Raw genomic sequence first — 19,470 nt, 5'->3', positions numbered from 1 at the left:
ATCAAATGGAAAATTGTCCAACAACTGACGGTGTATGCCCATTGCTAGCTGAATAAATTTATAGTGAATTAAATTTAGATTAGTGCAGCGTTGCCAACTCCCTTATGTACTAGCTGTACACGGCGGTCGTTGTCGCCTTGTCCTAATCTAAATTCAATCCACTATAGCACATAAGGGCGTTGGCAACACCGTCCTATTGCAATTTCATTTCACTTTATCCGCTATAATCCGCTTTATTTTTTGGAATAGGAATACACCATGTCTCGCGCTTTTCAGCTTTTTGGCTTGCCTGTGCAGTTTGATTTGAACGCCGAGCAACTACATCAACAATATCGCACGCTTGCCGCACAATTTCACCCAGACCGTTTTGCAGCGGCAAGCGCATTTGAGCAAAAGCAGGCGATGATGATGTCGGCGGCAATCAATCAGGCGTATGAGCAATTATCGCACCCACTCAATCGCGCTGCCGAATTGTTACGCACCCAAAATATTGATGCCGATGCGCCCGAACATACGTCTTTTGCGCCCGAATTTTTAATGCAACAAATGCAATGGCGCGAAACGCTCATGGACGCGCAAATGGAGCAAGACGAAGCAGCAATGTTGGCATTGGACTCGGAAATCGCTGCCGAACAGCAAACTTCGTTGATTCAACTGCGCCAAGCCTTTGAGCAGCAGCAATATGAATCGGCAGCGCAACTGGTGCGACAAGGGCGATTTTTGGATAAGATGCGACAGGAAATTGCTAGCGCGTTGCCGTGATGTGATTGGGTATATAAAAAGCAGCCTGCACTTTTGCTTAATTCAAAGTGCAGGCTGCTTTTTCCATTTTAATGATTAATTTACGAACGGCTCGGCAAGCGATACACCTGCGCCAAAGCGTGAACCACGTTAGCATCATGCACACCCGCTTTGTTGAGTGCGCGTGTGGGCGAATGCAGCAATTTGTTGGTTAATTGCACCGACAGGCGTTCCAACACTTCTTCGGCTGGCGTGCCTTTTGCCAGTTGGCGCATGGCGTTGTCTAGCACTTGTTTACGCGCTTTTTCGCCTTCATCACGCAAGGCGCAAATCAACGGCACGCGCTGACGGCTTTGTTGCCATGTTAAAAATTCGCCCACTTTGGCTTGCACCATTTCTTCGGCTTGCTCGGCTGCGATTTGACGCGCTTCTTTGCCTTGTGCCACTCGTGCAGCCATGTCGTCCACCGTAAACAAAACCACGTTATCCAACTCGGCAACGCTGGCTTCAATGTCGCGTGGCACGGCTAAATCCAGCAAAAATTGGGTTTTGCCTGCGCGTTGGCTTGTCGATTTCGCCACCATTTCGCGCGTTACCACTGCATCTTGGCTCGCTGTGCAAGAAATCACCACATCGTAGCGCGACAAAATTTCTAGCACATTGTCCAAAGCACAAGCGGTTGCGCCCTGCCCTAACTGGCTGCACAAATTGGTTGCGCGTGTGAGCGTTCGATTAGCAATCATCAGGCTTTTGGGTTGTTTGGCAGCAAAATAAGTTGCCACCGATTCGTTCATTTCGCCTGCGCCAATAAACAAAACATTTAGGTTGCTAATATCGCCCAAAGTTTGCTCTGCCATACGCACGGCTACCGATGCCATGCTGACCACATTATCGCCCACGCCACTCATGCTGCGAACGTCTTTGGCAGCAGCAAACGTGCGTTGAAACAGCGCATTAAGCCATGTTCCCACGCCACCTTGTTCACGTGCCACTTGCACCGCGTTTTTCATTTGACCCAAAATTTGCGCTTCGCCCAACACCATGCTGTCCAAGCCGCAAGCGACACGGAATGCGTGAGCAATCGTTTGGCTGCAACCCAATGTGTACAAATAGGGGCGGATTTCGGCTTCGTTTACGCCTTGATAATTTGCCAGCCAGCGAATCACGGCATCGGCATCGCCCACGCAATACAATTCGGTGCGATTGCAAGTAGATAAAATAACCGCTTCGGCAACGATGTTTGTGCTTAAATCGTACACAGCATCGGGCAAATTGGCTGCGGCAAACGCCAATTTTTCGCGAATCGCCAAAGGCGCGGTGTGATGATTCAATCCAATAACAGTGAGTTTCATAATATTCAACGATTTATATGTTATACAAGCAGCCTGCACTTTGGGGCTGCTCGTTGGTTTATGACTGCGTTGAATTATAGCAAAAAATTAATGACATTTAAAAAATTTAAGTTTTTGGCTATCAAAATGCGAGGCATTCTCATTTAAGTAATGGTTTTTTGCAGGCTGCTTGCGTGTCGGTCTATAATGCGGTTTATTTTGTTAATAAAGGGCTGCGCTATGGATTTGCACGCCATTCGCCAAGAATACAGTCAGCGCGAATTGTCTGCGACACAATGCGCCGACAATCCGATTATCCAATTTGAACAATGGCTACGCGATGCCATGAACGCGCAAGTTGCCGAACCCACCGCCATGAACATCGCCACGGTTGATGCAAATGGTCGCCCCAGTGCACGGATTGTGTTGCTCAAAGAAGTAAACGAACAAGGCTTTGTTTTCTTTACCAATTATGCAGGACGAAAAGGTCAGGCATTGGCATATCAACCGTTTGCCGCACTCACATTTTTTTGGGCGGAATTGGAACGACAAGTCCGCATTGAAGGCAAAGTCAGCTTGCTATCCGAAGCCGAATCGGACGCTTATTTTGCCAGTCGCCCCTACACCAGCCGCATTGGCGCGTGGGCAAGCGAGCAAAGTCAAGTTATTGATAACAAATCTGTTTTACTGGCACGCGCTGCCAAATTTGCTGCCACGCACCCTGTTAATGTGCCACGCCCACCGCATTGGGGCGGCTATGTATTGCAGCCTGATTGCATAGAATTTTGGCAAGGTCGCCCCAGCCGTTTGCATGACCGCATTCGCTATCGCTTGCAAGACGATGGCTGGATTAAGGAACGCCTTGCTCCGTAAAATCGCATAAACAAAAAGTGCAGGCTGCTTTTTCGTATTTCTACTATTTTCGTAACCACCTTATATAAAGGAATTATCCATGAGCTTTTTGAAATTAACCGAACAAAACGTAAACGGTAAAACCGTGTTAATCCGTGCGGATTTAAACGTACCATTCAAAGACGGCAAAATTAGTGATGACACGCGCATTCGTGCGTCTTTGGCATCAATCCAATATTGCTTGGACAATGGCGCAGGCGTGATTGTGATGAGCCACTTGGGTCGCCCAACCGAAGGCGAAAGCAAACCCGAAGATGACGTTGCACCCGTAGCCGCACATTTGGGTAACTTGTTGAATAAAGAAGTCAAAGTGTTGAATGATTGGCGCGACAACAAACCAACGGTAAACGCTGGCGAAGTATTCATGTTGCAAAACGTGCGTATCAACAAGGGCGAAAAGAAAAACAACCCTGAATTGGGTCAAGCCTATGCGAGCTTGTGCGATGTGTTTGTGAACGATGCGTTTGGTACGGCGCACCGTGCGGAAGCATCAACCGAAGCGGTGGTGGCGGCGGCGCCTGTGTCTTGCGCGGGCATTTTGATGGCGGCTGAGTTGGACGCTTTGAGCAAGGCGTTGAAAGAGCCTGCGCGTCCGATGGTGGCGATTGTGGCTGGCAGCAAGGTTTCTACTAAATTGACGATTTTGGAAAGTTTGGCAGATAAAGTGGACGTGTTGATTGTGGGCGGTGGCATTGCGAATACTTGCTTGTTGGCGCAAGGCAAAGAGTTGGGCAAATCGTTGGTGGAAAAAGATTTGGTAAACGAAGCCAAAGCGATTATGGAAAAAATGGAAAAACGCGGCAATCCGATTCCATTGCCTGTGGACAGCATTGTGGCAACTGAATTTTCTGAAACGGCAACGCCAATCGCGCGTAACGTGGACGAAATCAAACCCGAAGAAGAAATTTTGGACATCGGCGAACAATCTCGCGCTCGTTTGGCGGAAATTTTGAAAAACGCTGGCACAATCGTGTGGAACGGTCCTGTGGGCGTGTTTGAATTTGACAACTTCGCGGGCGGTACAAAAGCAGTGGCAGAAGCGATTGCAGCAAGCAACGCATTCTCAATCGCTGGCGGTGGCGATACGTTGGCTTCTATTTCCAAATTTGGCGTTACCGACAAAATCAGCTACATTTCAACGGGCGGTGGCGCGTTCTTGGAATTTTTGGAAGGCAAAGAATTGCCAGCCGTTGCTGCGTTGGAAAAATTTGCTCAATAATTCAATCTAAATAAAAAAAGCAGCCTGCGTTTTTTGTCCGAATCTTTAATTTAGGTATAAAAAAGTGCAGGCTGCTTTTATTGAATCATCATGAATATTCAAGAAAACAAACCCTACACGCCTTTTGCGCTGGCAATGGTCTTTTTGGCGTTGCCTTTGTTTGCCCTACTCTACGACATTTTAACCGTGTGGATTGGACGACAATCGGGCATTTTGTGGGCAGTTAAACACGAACAAGTGTATTTGTTGCCATTGTGGGACACAGGCTTGCTTGCCATGAGCATGGTCGGCTTTATTTTTAACGCGATTATCGCGCTGTGTTTGGCAAAAGTCGCCGCGCAAAAACGAATGCGCCGTCATGTGCGATATGCGCTATATTTGGCTGGCGTGGGCGCGTTTGTGGCGTGGGGCTTTGCCATGATTTTGAGCGGTGCGCTGCAACTGGGTTGGCAAAAATCCAGCAGTGCAGGCTGCTTTTGCTATGCGATAACCGTGTTGATTTTGGCGACACAATTTCTGCCCAAACAGCTCACATTGGCGGTGGAACAGCCGATTGTGTTTCATAAGAATACGTTTCGTAGTAAAAAATAAGCGAAAAGCAGCCTACATTTTTTTAGTCTTGGCAAGCACATCAAAAACCTTTATTCTTGCCACTCTTTTCCACACCACACAAAGGACTGTTTTATGGCACAAGTAACATTCAAAGGCACGCCCGTAGAAGTACAAGGCACGTTGCCGCAAGTAGGTCAAACCGCACCCGATTTCACTTTGACCGCCACCGATTTATCCGACAAAACGCTGGCGGATTTTGCAGGCAAACGCAAAATTCTGAACATTTTTCCCAGCATTGACACAGGCGTGTGCGCGACTTCGGTACGCAAATTCAACGAACACGCCGCAAATCTGAACAACACTGTGGTGCTGTGTATTGCAGCGGATTTGCCCTTTGCCTTTGCGCGTTTTTGTGGCGCAGAAGGCATTGAAAACGTGGTGTCGTTGTCGTCATTCCGCAGCACATTTGGCGCGGACTATGGCGTGAATTTGGCAGGCAGCCCATTGCGCGGTTTGACCACTCGTGCCGTGGTTGTGTTGGACGAAAACAACCAAGTTTTGCACGCCGAATTGGTTGCCGAAATCGGTCAAGAACCGAATTATGATGCGGCTTTGGCGGTATTGGCGTAAGTGGTTTTCAGATAAAAAAGCAGCCTGCACTCTGTAAACAGAAAGTGCAGACTGCTGTTTTATTCTTCTACCCAGTCTTCTAGTTGTAAATTATTGATTCGTGAAAATTCTTTTGTGTTATGCGTAACCAACACCGCACCCACCGCCAACGCATGAGCAGCAATCCATAAATCATTATTGCCAATCGGTTTTCCTTGTTTTTTCAGTTGATTCGCCCAGTTGGCGTAATGTTCAGGCATCGCTTCGTGAGATGGCAACACGGAAATAATCCGCGTAAGTGCGTTTAAATTGGCTTGTGCTTTTTCGAGATTTTGGCTGCCATACGTGCCTTTTAGCAATTCAGCGTAGGTAACAAAACTCATCACTAATTGTGCACTATTCGGCAAATTATTGATTTTTTCGCGCACAGTTGGCGGATTATTTTTTTGAATATAAATCAAAATATTGGTGTCTAATAAATACATCATAATACTTCGCGTTCCTGTGGCGGTTCATTATCTCGCGCTTCAACGGTTGCGATAAAATCATCATCAAATTGCTGCAAAATCGCAAATAATTCATCACCGCGATTTTGCGGTTTGGGCGAACGCAAAACTACATCGCCATTTTCTGTGCGGAAAATTTCCACCGTGTCCACATCAAAACGAAAATTCATTGGAATACGAACGGCTTGGCTGTTGCCGCTTTGGAATACTTTGGTTAGCATGGTTTTCTCCGTATATATTGAAAATTTGATTGTATATATTAAATGGGATTTTTGCGGAAATCAATGTTTTCAGGCAGCCTGAAACCTAAAATCGTATAATCCCAAGTTCTCAAAATTTCACATTCAGGCAGCCTGAAAAAATGCAAATTATCCAATTCCCAAATTCCCCCTTCAAACTCCACCAACCCTTTCCCCCAGCAGGCGACCAACCCACCGCCATTGCAGGTTTACTAGACGGATTAGCGGACGGCTTGTCTAGCCAAACCCTACTCGGCGTAACAGGTTCAGGCAAAACCTACACCATGGCAAACGTCATCGCCCAAAGCGGTCGCCCAGCCATCATCATGGCACACAACAAAACCCTAGCCGCCCAACTCTACGCCGAAATGCGCGAATTTTTCCCCGAAAACGCCGTAGAATATTTCGTGTCCTACTACGACTACTACCAACCCGAAGCCTACGTCCCCAGCCGCGACCTATTCATTGAAAAAGACAGCGCAATCAACGAACACATTGAACAAATGCGCCTGTCCGCCACCAAAAACCTGATGACGCGCAATGACGTAATTATTGTCGCCACTGTGTCCGCCATTTACGGTATCGGCGACCCGACCGAATATCAACAAATGGTTTTATCGGTCAAAGAAGGCGACCAAATCGACCAACGTGACATCATCGCCACACTCGTGTCCATGCAATACGAACGCGGCGACGTGGATTTCAAACGCGGCTCGTTTCGCGTGCGTGGCGACGTGGTGGACGTGTACCCAGCCGAAAGCTCGGATTACGCGCTGCGAATTTCGCTGTTTGACGATGAAATTGACCGCCTATCGCTGTTTGACCCACTTTCAGGCAGCCTGCACCAACGTGTCGGGCGATACACCATTTTCCCCAGCAGCCACTACGTTACCCCACGCGACACCGTGTTACGCGCTTGCGAATCCATTAAAGAAGAACTGCGCCAACGCATTGAATTTTATACAAATGAAAACCGCCCAGTAGAACAACAACGCATTGAACAACGCACACGATTTGATTTAGAAATGCTGTATGAAATGGGTTTTTGCAAAGGGATTGAGAATTACAGCCGCCACTTTTCGGGCAAAAAAGAGGGCGAACCACCGCCAACTTTAATGGATTATTTGCCGAAAAACGCGATTTTATTCATTGACGAAAGCCACGTTACCATTGGGCAAATTGGCGCGATGTACAAAGGCGATGCCAGCCGCAAGCAAAATTTGGTTGATTACGGTTTCAGGCTGCCGTCCGCGCGTGATAATCGTCCGCTCAAATTCCACGAATTTGAACGCGCCATGCCGCAAACCGTGTTTGTGTCCGCCACGCCAGCCGCCTACGAAGCCGAACACGCAGGGCAAATTGTGGAACAAGTCGTGCGCCCGACTGGTTTGCTTGACCCTGAAATCATTATCCGCCCAGTTGGTACGCAAGTTGATGATTTATTGAGTGAAATCAATATACGCAAAGAAAAAGGCGAGCGCGTGTTGGTAACAACCCTAACCAAACGCATGGCGGAGCAACTGACTGATTACTATACAGAATTAGGCGTAAAAGTCCGCTATTTGCATAGCGATATTGACACGGTGGAGCGCGTGGAAATTATCCGCGATTTGCGTTTGGGGCTGTTTGATGTGTTGGTGGGGATTAACCTGTTGCGCGAGGGCTTGGATATTCCCGAAGTGTCGCTTGTCGCCATTTTGGACGCGGACAAAGAGGGCTTTTTACGCTCGCACCGCAGCCTAATCCAAACCATCGGACGCGCCGCCCGAAACGTGAACGGTGTGGCGATTTTGTACGCCGACAAAATCACCGACAGCATGAAATCCGCGATTGACGAAACCGAACGCCGCCGCGAAAAACAGATGAAATTCAACGAAGAACATGGCATTGTGCCGCAGCAAATCAATAAGAAAGTGAAAGATTTGATTGATGGTGTTTACAATGCAGAAACCGAAGTTTTAGGCAGCCTGAAAACGAAATCGAGCAAGAAAAAAGCATCGAAAACCGAAATCCGCACGGAACAGGACGCGATTGATGAAATTACGCGGTTGGAGAAACAGATGCAGCAAGCGGCTAGGGATTTGCAGTTTGAAGAAGCGGCTGTGTTGCGCGATAAAATTAGAGTGATTAAGGAGAGTTTGTTGTTTGGAGTAACAAATTAATTATTTTCTTACTATATCTATTGAAAATTTGAGACAGCATCTTAATTTTATTGAAATCTTTTAACCTACTAAATGTGAGGTATTCTATGGATAACGCTTTTTGTACATTAAACAATCAGACTTATACTGCGTACACATTTTCGCAATTAAGCCCAACTGTAATTTCTCAATTCAGAAGATTTCTGCAATGCCCTAGTTGCCAAGCTCCTGCTTTTTTTAGAAAAGCAGCTAGAAATGGACAAGCTGCTTGTTTTGGAGCGCGCCCACATAATGCAGGTTGTACTGAAAATGCTCCATTAACTCGACTAATTCATGGTGAAAATGATGATGAAGATGTCTTGCGCAATGATGGGCAACGAATTGTTCTAGATTTAAACTACGGCGCAGCTGAACCAGTAAATCATATCGATGAAAATGTGATTGATAATGGAGGCGCAAGAGGCGCACGATTTATAGGAAATGGAAATCGTCCCAATGCTGTTGCTCATCGTAGATTAAGAACATTATTACGCAGTTTGGTTTGTAATCCAGATTTTAAAAATTCAACACAAATTCTTGAAATTAATGGACAAGAAAGATTAATCAACGAATTTTTTGTCCAATTTAATCAGATTACCGCAAATTATATAAATCAATTTCATGGATATTGGGGGCAAATTACTGATATTGGTATTTCTCCTAATGATGGCACTATTTGGTTAAATTCAGGAGGTCGTGATGATGTGAGCTTATGTTTACCTCCTGAAATTCAAGCGGCTTTTCTTGATAGATTTCGCAGAAATGATGCCGAAGATTTAGTTAGTGATTACATATTATATTTAGGTAGTTTACAACGGTCTCAAAATAATAAATATTACATATTAATTAACGATATAGCATTTGTATCACTTTACTAACTAATACAATAAGCAAGCGTAGATACTGTCGCTCAAGTCAATCCCAAAAACTAAAAATATTGACTAAACAGGTTCTGCCACACGAGCTTCGTAAACCGATTGATGCTTAAGCACACCAAAGCAAATATGCACCAACTTACGCATTGCTGCCCCTACCGTTTGCATCTTCACCTTACCACGCGCAAGCATACGCTCTCGGAGTAGCTTAATATCAGGATTAAAACGACAAGCATTAATTACAGGAAAGTACAGCAATGCTCTCATGGCATTGTTACCGCGTTTGCTCAATGTTACCTTGCCTTTGTTGACCCGATTCCCTTTTTCTTGGAACTATAGTGATTTAAATTTAGAACCTGTATTCACAAACAACTATTTGATAAATTTTAATATTTGTGAAATATACCCTAGTTTAACAAAATTTTCAGCAAATAAATTCGTCTGCTCAAAATCTTTTGCTAAACGTCCAGACCAACCTAACCATGCAAACGTTCGTTCTACAATCCAACGTTTGGGCAAAACAGTTAAACCCAATTGCTCTGATACTTCACACTCAAATATATTCCGATAACCTGTGTCTGCACAGAAACCTTTTAAACTCGGATAGGTCTCAAACGCTTTTTTTGCTACAAAAATACCTGCTTTTGTGTCATGAATATTGGCTGCATGAACCACAACAGACAATATAGTGAATTAAATTTAGATTAGTACCGCGTTGCCAACTCCCTTATGTACTAGGTGTACACGGCGGTCGTTGTCGCCTTGTCCTAATCTAAATTTAAACCACTATAATCCTAAAAACGCTGTCATTTGTGATGCTTTGGTAAACTGTTTGCTTCGATATAATACTTCCATTCGCGTAGACGTTTCTCTGCCTACGCAGGCAATGGTTTGCAACAATGCCACATCATTTTTCAAATCAGGGTGACGGTTAATGTGGTCGTCCATATCATGTTCCAAATCAGCAATGCTTTGGGTTAATGCTTGACGGATTTGGTGGATGGACAATATCACTTCATCAGGTACTCCGCTAATTTGTGCAACGTGTAGGCGATTGTCTTCCCGTTGCAAATCAGGTTTCAGCGCATCTAGACGGTTAAGTTTGGCTTTCAATTCTCGTACAGATTTGGGCTCTGGTTGCCATATAGCTGGATTTCGTTCTGCACCAAATCGGGCGATGATTTGGCTATCACCTTTGTCAGTTTTGTGTACTGCGCCTAGCGATTGTGCGTAGCTGTGAATATAGGCTGGATTGACAATACTCACTGCTACTCCTTGATCATTCAGGAAGTAGGCAAGTAGTTCGTGATAAACACCTGTGGCTTCCATAATGATGTGTACGGTGGTTAAATTGGTGGTGATGTTTTTGCGAATACATTCGAGTAATTTTAGGCAGCCTGCAGGATTGTTCTCTAGAACTTTGCTGCGGTAAGTATGCTTATTGCGGTCTTTGAGCCATGAGACATCAAATTTTTGTGATGCTGCATCTATGCCGATAATGTGTGTATAGGGTAATGTTGGATGATCCATCAGTGTCTTTCCTTGTTCATGCAGTGTCTACGGGTATGATACCGTGCACTTGGATACTGTTCAGATTGAAAGATGGGTAGTTGAGTAGGTTTATCTACACTTCGGTGTCTTGGTACTTAGGGTGGGCTCAATTTCCTACTCAACTGGTTTAATGTGAATAATACGTTGTTATCCACAGGGTGGGAATGATACAAGGGTGGGTGCTCGCATCCACGCATTGTTAAATTCACTCAAACTTTTCAATGCCGCCAATTGTTGAAAACTGCGTGGGTGCAAGTACCCACCCTACACCCCAAAAACACAGGCAGCATGAAACATATCCCATACCGATTACCAAACTTTTCAGCCAGCCAAAATGCTATAATCGCGCACCTTTCAACCACTCTCTAAACTTATCAAAAATGACCCCCCCCTAATCCAAACTCTTCCCAAAGCCGAATTACACGTCCACATCGAAGGCACATTCGAACCCGAACTCATGTTCCAAATCGCGCAACGCAATAGCGTGTCTATTCCGTATGCCAATGTTGATGAAGTCCGCGCCGCCTACGATTTCCACAATCTGCAATCCTTTTTAGACATCTATTAGGCAGGCGCAAAAGTCTTGCTGCACGAACAAGATTTCTTTGATTTAACTTATGCTTATCTGCAAAAATGCCGCCAGGACAACGTAACGCACACCGAACGCGGCGTAGCGTTTGAAAGCATCGTCCGCGCTTGCGACACAGCAAAACGCGAATGGGACATCAGCAGCGCATTGATTATGTGCTTTTTGCGCCATTTGTCGGAAGAATCTGCATTTGAAACGTTGGCACAATCCCTGCCGCATCGCGACAAAATCATCGGCATAGGCTTGGATTACAGCGAAGTCAGCAATCCACCGTCTAAATTTGCGCGTGTGTTTGCCCACGCTGGCGAAGAGGGTTCGCCCGATTATGTGCGTGAAGCCTTGGATTTGCTGCACGTATTGAAAGTGGTGGACAATATGCGCGAACACAATTTGCACCGTATGCTCAAACGCGGCATGTTGGTTACGGTTAATTCGGACGACCCTGTGTATTTTGGCGGTTATGTGAATGATAATTTCATGGCGTTGGCGAATGCGTTTGATTTGAGCGCGGCGGAAATTGCTCAACTTTGCAAAAATAGTTTTCAGGCTGCTTTTTTGAGCGATGATGAAAAATCGGCATGGTTTACGAAAATTGAAAATTCATTAAACATGAATTAAATAAATTGATATAAATCAAACTATTTTAATCGCAAAAATCGTATGATACCCGCTTCATTAACCCTGTTGAAGCAACAAAATGAGCCAAGAAAATCAACAAGTAAACGAAAATGAAAAAGTGCAAGAAACCCAAGAAGTGGAATTGCCTGTGTTGAATACCGAAGACAAGCCAAAAGAAAGCGGTTGTTGTGGCGCGTGTGGCGGTTAATCACATTTCAAATAAAAGCAGCCTGCACTTTGACAAGTTAAAGTGCAGGCTGCTTTTTATGTGGATTACGCTACTTCAAAAATCGCGCGTAATAATTTTTTGTAAAATGCAAAGGCTTCCAACGAACCTTTTAATGCGGTTTCACGTTCTTCATCTTTTAAATTTAAATTATTCAAATGCACGGCAAATTCGCGCCAATGTTTGCCGCGTCCATCGGCGTGTGGTGCTAAATGACGCGCACCGTGCTCGCCTGTAAAGCCCAAATTGGCTTGCGCATCTTTGAACAAGAATGCCGCGCCCACGTTTGAACCTTCGGCACAATACAGCCAGCCAATCGCTTCCGCGCCTTCTGGTTTGGGCAATTCTAAATCTACCGCTTTTTCTTGCGCGTTCAAATCTTGTAAATCTTGTATCACAAAATCGTATCGCGCTAACGATGCTAAATTTGGAATTTGTTGATTTAATTCTGGATTTTTGTAAATATCATCTACAATTTTATGGAACACCGCTTGCAGTTGCAAAAATTTGGTGTAGTTTTCGGGCGATGAAAATGGTTTCATCGACATCACTAATTCGTCTACGCTGTCGTGTGTGGCGCGGCTGTTGTCTTTAAGATATTGGGCAAACGTGATGGTTTCACTCATGGCAAATAGTCCTTTATAGATGGTTAAGAAAATTCATAAAATGAAATTTGTTACTATTATATGTAAAAATGTGTGATAAAGACAATATGACTGCTTAATTTGATGTGCAGGCTGCTTTGAATCAATCAAAAAAGCAGCCTGCACTTTTATTTGTTACAATCTCGCCTTTCATCTCAGTGTACGACAGAAAATTGTGTATTAAAGCAATCTTGCTCCCTCTCCCACAGGAGAGGGAGCAAGATTGCTGCAACCGCACGTTTTGTCGCATACTTAAATCTCACTTAAAAAAGGAAACACCATGATTGCCAAACAACTTTTTGAAGACATGAGCCATAAAATCAGCGAAACCATTGCCAACAGCCCAGCCAAAGATTTGGAAAAAAACGCCAAAGCAATGTTGAGCGGTGCGTTGAACAAAATGGACGTGGTAACGAGCGAAGAATTTGAAGTGCAACAACAAATCTTAATCAAAACTCGTTTAAAGGTAAGCGAATTGGAAGCGCGTTTGGCGGCTTTGGAAGCCTTGCTCAAACCTGAAAACGCGGCATCTAGCGAAACTGAATCAACCGAACAATAAGGCAACCAACATGACGTTTGCGGTGGTCAATAGTCGTGCGCTCAATGGTATGAACGCGCCTTTGGTGGAAGTGGAAGTGCATTTGGCAAACGGTTTGCCGCAATGCAACATTGTGGGTTTGCCCGACACCGAAGTCAAAGAAAGTCGCGACCGCGTGCGTGCGGCAATTTTGCAAAGTGGCTTTGAGTTCCCCATGCAAAAAATCACGGTCAATCTTGCGCCTGCGGATTTGCCCAAGGAATCGGGGCGATTTGATTTGCCGATTGCGATTGGTATTTTGGCAGCCAGTGGGCAAATTATCGCCAACGATTTGGAGCGATACGAATTTGCTGGCGAATTAGCGTTGTCGGGCAACTTGCGTCCGATTCGCGGTGCGTTGGCAATGGCGTGGCAGGGTCAGCAAGCAGGCAGAGCGTTTGTGTTGCCCAGCGACAATGCGATTCAAGCCGCCAGCATGGGGCAAATCACGGCATACGGCGCGAACAGTTTGTTGGAAGTGGCGGCGCATTTAAACGGCACACAAAGCCTTGCGCCCAGCCGTTTGCCCGATGTACCAAAGCAGCCTGCACCCGATTCTTTGCCCGATTTGCGCGATGTGAAAGGACAGCACACGGCGCGATTGGCATTGGAAATTGCCGCAGCAGGCGGACACAGTTTGTTGATGATGGGGCCACCAGGCACCGGCAAATCCATGCTCGCGCAACGTTTGCCGTCTATTTTGCCGCCTTTGACCGATGATGAATTGACCAGCGTCTGGGCGTTGCGCTCGCTGTTGCCGCAGTTCACAGGCAGCCTGCAACACGATAAACGCCGACCGTTTCGTGCGCCACATCATTCGGCAAGTTCTGCTGCGTTGGTGGGTGGCGGTTCAGACCCGAAGCCCGGCGAAATTTCGTTGGCGCATCAAGGCGTGTTGTTTTTAGACGAATTGCCCGAATTTGACCGCCGTGTGTTGGAAATGTTGCGCGAACCGTTGGAAAGCGGCGAAATTCATATTTCTCGGGCGACGCGGCAGGCGACTTATCCAGCCAAATTTCAATTAGTGGCGGCGATGAATCCTTGCCCATGCGGCTATTTGGGACACCCAAGCAAACCGTGTCGCTGCACGCCCGATAGCGTCAAACGATACCGTGACCGTATTTCGGGCCCGCTGCTTGACCGCATTGATTTGACGATTGAAGTACCCACCCTATCGGCAGCGGAACTGGTTAGCGCACAACAAGGCGAAGACAGCGCAACCGTGTTACAGCGCGTGTTGGCAGCGCGAGAACGCCAATATGCGCGACAAAGCAAAATCAACGCGGCATTGTCGTCCAGCGAATTAGACCAAGTGGCGCAAATTCAATCCGAAGCGCGTGAAGCGTTGGGGCAGATTTTGGAAAAATTGTCGCTGTCGGCGCGCAGTTTTCATCGCATTTTGCGTGTGGCACGGACGTTGGCGGATTTGGCGCAAGACGATGAAGTTAATCGGGCGCACATTATTCGAGCAGTAAGTTTTCGCCGTGCTGTGTAAACAAAGCAGCCTGCAATGCTAAATCACGCAAATTAAACAGAACTTTATTTGACAAACCTGATGCGATTGCGTTTAATCGCGTTTTGATTTTTTTGCACAACCAAGGAGTGCTTTATGAAATGGAATCAAACCATCACCGCTATTTTATTGGCAGGCAGCGCGGCATTGGCTGGCGCGGAAACCGCACCGACTATTGCCGCAGCCACCACGCCAACCAATGTTGATGGTAAAAAAGAAGTGGCTTATGTTTGCACCGCACAAATTGCAGGCAAATCGGTTCAACAAAAAATGACGGCAATGTATGGTTTTGTTGGCACAAACGTGGAAGTGGTTCAGCTTAAAATCAACGGCGAAATAACCCCAGGTATGTGGCGCGATGGCTTTGTGCCAATGAACCGCTTTGTGAGCCAAGACCCAGACGTTCGCACAGTAGTGTGGACGGCAATGCCTGCTACGTCGGAAAATGTCGACAAGGTTGATGGCGGCAAATTCTCGGTAGCGCAAACCGAAGGCGCACAACAAAGCATTGTGTTGGACAACTGCAAATTAGACCGTGCAGCAACGGCAAAATTGAATTAATCGCATTGATAAAATGTGCAGGCTGCTTTTGAAATAGAAAAAGCAGCCTGCACTTTATTGTATGAATATCATCTTTAAATATTTTACGGTTTTATTCTTTTTGCTGATGATTGGCTTAATCATCAAAAACTTTTTAAGCAAAAAGCAGCAAAAAACCGTACACGAATTGGTGTCGCTCATGGCAAAAATTTTGCTGTTGGTGGCGTTTTTATCGTTGCTATGGAGAATGTGGTAGCACATTTTTTGTAAACAAATTAAGGAACAACCATGAATTTACCGCATTGCCCACAATGCCAATCCGATTTGACTTATCACGATGGCGCACAACTGGTTTGCCCCGAATGCGCTCACGAATGGCAAGAGTCTGACCAAACTGCCAGCGAAGAAACCGTTATCGTTAAAGATGCCAACGGCACACCCTTGGCAGACGGCGACACCGTTGTTTTGATTAAAGATTTGAAAGTTAAAGGCAGCAGCATGGTCATCAAACAAGGCACAAAAGTCAAAGGCATTCGCCTGCAAGACGGCGACCACGACATTGGCTGCAAAATTGACGGCACGCCCATGAACTTGAAATCGGAATTTGTCAAAAAAGCCTAGAAAGCAGCCTGCACATGAAAGCGATGATTTTAGCCGCAGGACGTGGCGAAAGAATGCGCCCCCTAACCGACCACACGCCCAAACCACTGTTGCGCGTGGGCGAAGAACCGCTCATTGGTTGGCATTTGCGCCGACTCGCCGCTGCTGGTATCCGCGAAATTGTCATCAACCACGCATGGTTGGGGCAGCAACTGGAAGACACGCTGGGCAAAGGCGACGATTATGGCGTGAACATCGCCTATTCGCCCGAATGTGCAGGTGGGCTGGAAACCGCAGGCGGCATTGCAACCGCCCTACCCTTGCTGGGCGATGAGCCGTTTTTGGTGGTGAATGGCGATGTGCTGACCGATATAAACTTCAAAGCAGCCTGCACTTTGACAAGCCAATGGCAACCCAATCAACTGGCGCATTTGTGGCTGGTGGATAACCCAGAACACAATCCAACTGGCGATTTTTCGTTGCAACAAAATGGTTTGCTTGATGCCAATCCACAAAACGGCAAAGCAGGCACATTTAGCGGTGTGGGCGTGTATTCGCCCGATTTGTTTGCCGACACGCCTGCGAACACGGTGGCAAAACTCGCGCCCTTGTTGCGACAAGCGATGACGCAAAATCGCGTGTCGGGGCAATGGCATAGCGGTTTGTGGCTCGATGTCGGCACGGTGGAACGCTTGCAGCAAGCCAATGAATGGGCATTGCAGGGGCGATTGAAGTAAACAACACAAAAAGTGCAGGCTGCTTTTGAAATCATCAAAAAGCAGCCTGCATTTTTTTATTCATTTGGCTAACTCAATGCACCGTACCATTGCCAAACAGTGGATTATGCCCCATCAAATCTGGCGCTTGGGCATAGCTCGGCAATTCGGCATTTTCGGATAGCGGCTCGTGCAGCAAATACACGTTTTCCACTTGGCAATCGGTGAGCAAATCCAAAAAGTTTTGCTGAATGCTGGCAATGTGGTCGCGCGGCAACAAATTCCATGTAAACACCAAGTTAGGCAAATTGTATGCCGATTCGGTGGCGTTGAAGCCAAACAGCAATTTGCCGCCCGTTTGCGCTGCCATCACCACGCCAACTCGCGGACTTTGCAAACGCACCGCACGAATCGCGTTGGCAGCAAACACGTCCAACGCCATGCGTAGGCGCATTTGGCTGGCATCAGCAAGCGCGGCAATCGGCGATTGGGCGTTGAGCGGATTGGTAAACAAAGTCATACCCGATTGGGTCAAATGCTGTTGCCACACTTGCATCAACGGCAAAGCGGCTTCGCGCAAGTTTTGTCCCAAAGCAGCCTGCACTTCGGTTGAGCCATAGCCCAAGGCATACAAAACGTGTACCGATTGGTCTTTGGGCAATTCAGCAGCGCGAATCAGCAAGTTTTGTGCGAATTGTTCGGCAGCCTGCACGCTTTGTTTGGCGGCATACCAATCTTCGGCTTTGATTTGCGCGAAATCATCGGCACGAAGCAAATTGGGTAGCCAAGTGGCGTGGGTCAAGGGGCGCAAAGCTGGGTAATTTGCCAACACGCCACACAGCTCGGCAGCAGGGCTGGCGGTGAGCAGCGCGGTGGCTTGTTTTGTGCCTGCAACCACAATCACAGGCAAGGCAAACCATTGCACTTCGTCGTCGTGTTTGGCGCGTAATACGTCATCTACCGTGTCCATCAACACGGTGTAGGTTTCGCGGTCGGCAGCCATGCTCATCGCCACAGACAGCCACAAAGGGTGGCGTTGCGCGAACATTTCGCTGATTTTTGCCGCCAAATTGCCTTGCGCCAACGTGCGCGATGCGTTGGACGTGGCGTGGGCGACTTGTCCTGCATACAACAACAAATCACTTTTAACAGGGTCAGTGGGATAGGGGCGCGTGTCGGGTAATACGGCGGTCATGGCGTGTCCTTTTTAACTGAGTTTGATGAGCCTGCGCGGCGTGCGGCAGGGGTGTTTGGGTAGCGCAAAACAAGATTGCGCCATGTTTCTTTGGCGATGTCGCGTTGCTGGATTTGCCATTGGCATTGTCCTACGGCATACAAGGCTTCGGGCGCGAAATCGTGTTGGGCAAATAAGGTCGCAAATCGCTGTCCAATTTGGATAACCGACTGACAATAGCCCAATTTTTGATTACTTTGTAACAACAAAATCATGCTCTGCTGCGCGTTTGCATCGCCGTTGCCACCGCTATCGTGTAAGCGCAATAAATCCAGCACTTTTTGATATTGACCTTGTTTGTACCACGTTTGCGCTTGCGATAGTGGCGATGTGCTGGCTTCGGGTTTACTTTGGCTGACTGCGGGCGCAGTTACACGTTTGGGTGCAGGCTGCTTGGTTTGGTTGCGCGATGTGTTGCGCGAATGATGCTTTGTTTCGTGTTGATTGAGTTGCTCGGTTAAGACAGCGATTTGCTGCTCCAAACGCGCCACTTGTATCGCCAGTTGATTGATTTGCTCGGCTTGTGTCGGTTCGGGATAAGGAATGCTGGTAGGTACAGAAGCAGCCTGCACAATAGGGGGTGCAGATTGGGGCGATGTGGCGCAGGCGGCTAAACCCAGCAGGCTGATAATCAATGAAAGCGGTTTGGTCATGTGTGTGAAGTAAATTTTTTGTTTATTTAATATTTAATAGTTAAGTGCAGGCTGCTTTTCCCATTCCAGCAAAAGCAGCCTGCATTTTTTATGTTGATTCAAATTAGTAAGACGAATCCACCAACACTTCTTCGCCATAGCCGCCATTGATTGGCAATGGGCGGTTGGTGCTCACTTGCGGACGAATCACGCGAATGCCGCGAATGCCTGCTTCACGCGCAGCCAACACATCATCATTGCTGTCGCCGTAGTGAATTTGCGATTTATGTTTCACAATGTAATACGTTTTGTCGTATTGATACGGCGCAACAGGCGTGTCTTTGGTGTAGTTCACGGGTTGCATATTTTTCACGTTAAACGCACGTTCCAGCAAAGTGGCAAGCACGTCCAAGCGCGTTGGGTCGTTATTGGTATGACCTGTACGTCCCGTGATAAACACCACTTGGTCGCCACGTTCTTGGTGCATTTTAATCAAAGCAGCAGCCGATTCTTTGGGGATAGAGCTGCGGTCGCAACCATCGGCAACATAGTTCCAAAACGCTTGATTTTTCAAATAGCTATAATCGTTTGGCGAAAACGTGTTTTTACCATAATAGAAGCATTGCGATGACACCAGCACTGTGTCGTCAATGTCAAACGATACTGTCATAGGCGGTTTATTTTTCAGGCTTTCGCGGATTTGCTCTACCGTTACCCATTTGACTTGGTTGGCGTTTTTCATGTCAATGGCTGTGATACCTGGGTGCGTATAGTCCACTTTTGGGCCTTTGGCTTGAACGCCCATGCTCACGGCGGCTAATACGGTGGCGGCGATGATTTTTGCTGCTAATTTCATGATTTTCTCC

General features: G+C 46.8%; 23 protein-coding genes and 1 pseudogene. 15 read left to right on the top strand and 9 right to left on the bottom strand.

The features are described from left to right. Positions 1-258: 258 nt before the first annotated feature. Positions 259-762: a Fe-S protein assembly co-chaperone HscB gene (gene hscB, locus DQN52_RS03920; RefSeq protein WP_003785177.1), complete on the top strand. Its 504-nt coding sequence runs from the start codon at positions 259-261 to the stop codon at positions 760-762. 80 nt (positions 763-842) lie between these two features. On the opposite strand, the gene hemA is transcribed toward hscB, so the two are convergent. Continuing rightward, on the bottom strand, positions 843-2,093 hold the full coding sequence (gene hemA, locus DQN52_RS03915; RefSeq protein WP_003785176.1) for a glutamyl-tRNA reductase: 1,251 nt from the start codon (positions 2,091-2,093) through the stop codon (positions 843-845). A 219-nt stretch (positions 2,094-2,312) separates the two neighbouring features. On the opposite strand from hemA, the gene pdxH reads away from it, so the two are divergent. From pdxH to tpx, 4 genes are all read left to right on the top strand, one after another. Next, on the top strand, positions 2,313-2,945 hold the full coding sequence (pdxH, locus tag DQN52_RS03910; protein ID WP_003791386.1) for a pyridoxamine 5'-phosphate oxidase: 633 nt from the start codon (positions 2,313-2,315) through the stop codon (positions 2,943-2,945). 79 nt (positions 2,946-3,024) lie between these two features. Further along, positions 3,025-4,203 carry a phosphoglycerate kinase gene (locus DQN52_RS03905; RefSeq protein ID WP_003785170.1) on the top strand — a complete coding sequence of 393 codons (1,179 nt, stop codon included), beginning with the start codon at positions 3,025-3,027 and terminating at the stop codon, positions 4,201-4,203. 90 nt (positions 4,204-4,293) lie between these two features. Next, positions 4,294-4,794: a hypothetical protein gene (locus tag DQN52_RS03900; protein WP_003785168.1), complete on the top strand. Its 501-nt coding sequence runs from the start codon at positions 4,294-4,296 to the stop codon at positions 4,792-4,794. A gap of 93 nt (positions 4,795-4,887) precedes the next feature. Beyond that, entirely contained in the window at positions 4,888-5,385 is a 498-nt protein-coding gene (tpx, locus tag DQN52_RS03895) for a thiol peroxidase (protein WP_003785166.1), read from the top strand. A 59-nt stretch (positions 5,386-5,444) separates the two neighbouring features. Here tpx and DQN52_RS03890 read toward each other — a convergent pair whose 3' ends face one another. Continuing rightward, the gene (locus DQN52_RS03890; RefSeq protein WP_003785163.1) at positions 5,445-5,852 is read right to left on the bottom strand and encodes a type II toxin-antitoxin system VapC family toxin; all 408 of its coding nucleotides are present in this window, start codon (positions 5,850-5,852) and stop codon (positions 5,445-5,447) included. Continuing rightward, entirely contained in the window at positions 5,849-6,091 is a 243-nt protein-coding gene (locus DQN52_RS03885; protein ID WP_003785161.1) for an antitoxin, read from the bottom strand. The genes DQN52_RS03890 and DQN52_RS03885 overlap by 4 nt, the downstream gene beginning before the upstream one ends. Before the next feature lie 140 nt (positions 6,092-6,231). Between DQN52_RS03885 and uvrB the strand changes: the two genes are divergently transcribed. Further along, positions 6,232-8,271, top strand: coding sequence for an excinuclease ABC subunit UvrB (gene uvrB, locus DQN52_RS03880; RefSeq protein WP_003785160.1), 2,040 nt, complete (start codon positions 6,232-6,234; stop codon positions 8,269-8,271). Positions 8,272-8,357: 86 nt separating this feature from the next. Next, the gene (locus DQN52_RS03875) at positions 8,358-9,167 is read left to right on the top strand and encodes a hypothetical protein (RefSeq protein ID WP_003785159.1); all 810 of its coding nucleotides are present in this window, start codon (positions 8,358-8,360) and stop codon (positions 9,165-9,167) included. A gap of 369 nt (positions 9,168-9,536) precedes the next feature. Here DQN52_RS03875 and DQN52_RS11570 read toward each other — a convergent pair whose 3' ends face one another. Beyond that, a complete protein-coding gene (locus DQN52_RS11570; RefSeq protein WP_032827573.1) occupies positions 9,537-9,848 on the bottom strand; it encodes a transposase in 312 nt (103 codons plus the stop codon). Between the two features lie 102 nt (positions 9,849-9,950). Then, a complete protein-coding gene (locus tag DQN52_RS03860; RefSeq protein WP_003785156.1) occupies positions 9,951-10,694 on the bottom strand; it encodes an IS110 family transposase in 744 nt (247 codons plus the stop codon). A 394-nt stretch (positions 10,695-11,088) separates the two neighbouring features. Here DQN52_RS03860 and DQN52_RS03855 point away from each other — a divergent pair. Together DQN52_RS03855 and DQN52_RS11460 are read left to right on the top strand one after the other, a co-directional pair. After that, positions 11,089-11,922 (top strand): annotated as a pseudogene (locus DQN52_RS03855) (adenosine deaminase family protein). A gap of 79 nt (positions 11,923-12,001) precedes the next feature. Next, positions 12,002-12,130: a hypothetical protein gene (locus DQN52_RS11460; protein ID WP_003785152.1), complete on the top strand. Its 129-nt coding sequence runs from the start codon at positions 12,002-12,004 to the stop codon at positions 12,128-12,130. A 65-nt stretch (positions 12,131-12,195) separates the two neighbouring features. Here the strand turns inward: DQN52_RS11460 and DQN52_RS03850 are convergent, their stop codons facing one another. Next, positions 12,196-12,774, bottom strand: coding sequence for a biliverdin-producing heme oxygenase (locus DQN52_RS03850; RefSeq protein ID WP_003785150.1), 579 nt, complete (start codon positions 12,772-12,774; stop codon positions 12,196-12,198). A 298-nt stretch (positions 12,775-13,072) separates the two neighbouring features. Here DQN52_RS03850 and DQN52_RS03845 point away from each other — a divergent pair, with 298 nt between their 5' ends. From DQN52_RS03845 to murU, 6 genes are all read left to right on the top strand, one after another. Further along, complete coding sequence (locus tag DQN52_RS03845) at positions 13,073-13,351, top strand: accessory factor UbiK family protein (protein WP_003785148.1); 279 nt, start codon at positions 13,073-13,075, stop codon at positions 13,349-13,351. Between the two features lie 10 nt (positions 13,352-13,361). Beyond that, complete coding sequence (locus tag DQN52_RS03840) at positions 13,362-14,864, top strand: YifB family Mg chelatase-like AAA ATPase (protein ID WP_003785146.1); 1,503 nt, start codon at positions 13,362-13,364, stop codon at positions 14,862-14,864. 114 nt (positions 14,865-14,978) lie between these two features. Beyond that, on the top strand, positions 14,979-15,443 hold the full coding sequence (locus tag DQN52_RS03835; RefSeq protein WP_003785143.1) for a hypothetical protein: 465 nt from the start codon (positions 14,979-14,981) through the stop codon (positions 15,441-15,443). 61 nt (positions 15,444-15,504) lie between these two features. After that, positions 15,505-15,678: a protein MIGRI gene (locus DQN52_RS10920; protein ID WP_003785141.1), complete on the top strand. Its 174-nt coding sequence runs from the start codon at positions 15,505-15,507 to the stop codon at positions 15,676-15,678. Between the two features lie 32 nt (positions 15,679-15,710). Then, entirely contained in the window at positions 15,711-16,043 is a 333-nt protein-coding gene (locus DQN52_RS03830) for a zinc ribbon domain-containing protein YjdM (RefSeq protein WP_003785140.1), read from the top strand. Positions 16,044-16,057: 14 nt separating this feature from the next. Next, entirely contained in the window at positions 16,058-16,759 is a 702-nt protein-coding gene (gene murU / locus DQN52_RS03825) for an N-acetylmuramate alpha-1-phosphate uridylyltransferase MurU (protein ID WP_003785138.1), read from the top strand. 73 nt (positions 16,760-16,832) lie between these two features. Here the strand turns inward: murU and DQN52_RS03820 are convergent, their stop codons facing one another. The 3 genes from DQN52_RS03820 to aphA all read right to left on the bottom strand — a co-directional run bounded on the left by DQN52_RS03820 (position 16,833) and on the right by aphA (position 19,460). Continuing rightward, positions 16,833-17,933 (bottom strand): hypothetical protein, encoded by a 1,101-nt coding sequence (locus DQN52_RS03820; RefSeq protein ID WP_003785136.1) that lies wholly within the window; start codon positions 17,931-17,933, stop codon positions 16,833-16,835. Next, the gene (locus tag DQN52_RS03815; protein WP_003785134.1) at positions 17,930-18,625 is read right to left on the bottom strand and encodes a tetratricopeptide repeat protein; all 696 of its coding nucleotides are present in this window, start codon (positions 18,623-18,625) and stop codon (positions 17,930-17,932) included. The genes DQN52_RS03820 and DQN52_RS03815 overlap by 4 nt, the downstream gene beginning before the upstream one ends. Positions 18,626-18,728: 103 nt before the next feature. Next, positions 18,729-19,460: an acid phosphatase AphA gene (aphA, locus tag DQN52_RS03810; protein WP_003791412.1), complete on the bottom strand. Its 732-nt coding sequence runs from the start codon at positions 19,458-19,460 to the stop codon at positions 18,729-18,731. Positions 19,461-19,470: the final 10 nt, after the last annotated feature.

It is taken from the genome of Kingella kingae (assembly GCF_900475905.1).
GTDB lineage: Bacteria > Pseudomonadota > Gammaproteobacteria > Burkholderiales > Neisseriaceae > Kingella > Kingella kingae.
This window is presented reverse-complemented; position numbering and strand designations above follow the sequence as displayed.

Bases quoted from the DNA above. Each gene is read 5' to 3' on its own strand.
- hscB (WP_003785177.1), top strand. From the start codon at position 259: ATGTCTCGCGCTTTTCAGCTTTTTGGCTTGCCTGTGCAGTTTGATTTG.
- hemA (WP_003785176.1), bottom strand. From the start codon at position 2,093: ATGAAACTCACTGTTATTGGATTGAATCATCACACCGCGCCTTTGGCG.
- pdxH (WP_003791386.1), top strand. From the start codon at position 2,313: ATGGATTTGCACGCCATTCGCCAAGAATACAGTCAGCGCGAATTGTCT.
- DQN52_RS03905 (WP_003785170.1), top strand. From the start codon at position 3,025: ATGAGCTTTTTGAAATTAACCGAACAAAACGTAAACGGTAAAACCGTG.
- DQN52_RS03900 (WP_003785168.1), top strand. From the start codon at position 4,294: ATGAATATTCAAGAAAACAAACCCTACACGCCTTTTGCGCTGGCAATG.
- tpx (WP_003785166.1), top strand. From the start codon at position 4,888: ATGGCACAAGTAACATTCAAAGGCACGCCCGTAGAAGTACAAGGCACG.
- DQN52_RS03890 (WP_003785163.1), bottom strand. From the start codon at position 5,852: ATGATGTATTTATTAGACACCAATATTTTGATTTATATTCAAAAAAAT.
- DQN52_RS03885 (WP_003785161.1), bottom strand. From the start codon at position 6,091: ATGCTAACCAAAGTATTCCAAAGCGGCAACAGCCAAGCCGTTCGTATT.
- uvrB (WP_003785160.1), top strand. From the start codon at position 6,232: ATGCAAATTATCCAATTCCCAAATTCCCCCTTCAAACTCCACCAACCC.
- DQN52_RS03875 (WP_003785159.1), top strand. From the start codon at position 8,358: ATGGATAACGCTTTTTGTACATTAAACAATCAGACTTATACTGCGTAC.
- DQN52_RS03860 (WP_003785156.1), bottom strand. From the start codon at position 10,694: ATGGATCATCCAACATTACCCTATACACACATTATCGGCATAGATGCA.
- DQN52_RS11460 (WP_003785152.1), top strand. From the start codon at position 12,002: ATGAGCCAAGAAAATCAACAAGTAAACGAAAATGAAAAAGTGCAAGAA.
- DQN52_RS03850 (WP_003785150.1), bottom strand. From the start codon at position 12,774: ATGAGTGAAACCATCACGTTTGCCCAATATCTTAAAGACAACAGCCGC.
- DQN52_RS03845 (WP_003785148.1), top strand. From the start codon at position 13,073: ATGATTGCCAAACAACTTTTTGAAGACATGAGCCATAAAATCAGCGAA.
- DQN52_RS03840 (WP_003785146.1), top strand. From the start codon at position 13,362: ATGACGTTTGCGGTGGTCAATAGTCGTGCGCTCAATGGTATGAACGCG.
- DQN52_RS03835 (WP_003785143.1), top strand. From the start codon at position 14,979: ATGAAATGGAATCAAACCATCACCGCTATTTTATTGGCAGGCAGCGCG.
- DQN52_RS10920 (WP_003785141.1), top strand. From the start codon at position 15,505: ATGAATATCATCTTTAAATATTTTACGGTTTTATTCTTTTTGCTGATG.
- DQN52_RS03830 (WP_003785140.1), top strand. From the start codon at position 15,711: ATGAATTTACCGCATTGCCCACAATGCCAATCCGATTTGACTTATCAC.
- murU (WP_003785138.1), top strand. From the start codon at position 16,058: ATGAAAGCGATGATTTTAGCCGCAGGACGTGGCGAAAGAATGCGCCCC.
- DQN52_RS03820 (WP_003785136.1), bottom strand. From the start codon at position 17,933: ATGACCGCCGTATTACCCGACACGCGCCCCTATCCCACTGACCCTGTT.
- DQN52_RS03815 (WP_003785134.1), bottom strand. From the start codon at position 18,625: ATGACCAAACCGCTTTCATTGATTATCAGCCTGCTGGGTTTAGCCGCC.
- aphA (WP_003791412.1), bottom strand. From the start codon at position 19,460: ATGAAATTAGCAGCAAAAATCATCGCCGCCACCGTATTAGCCGCCGTG.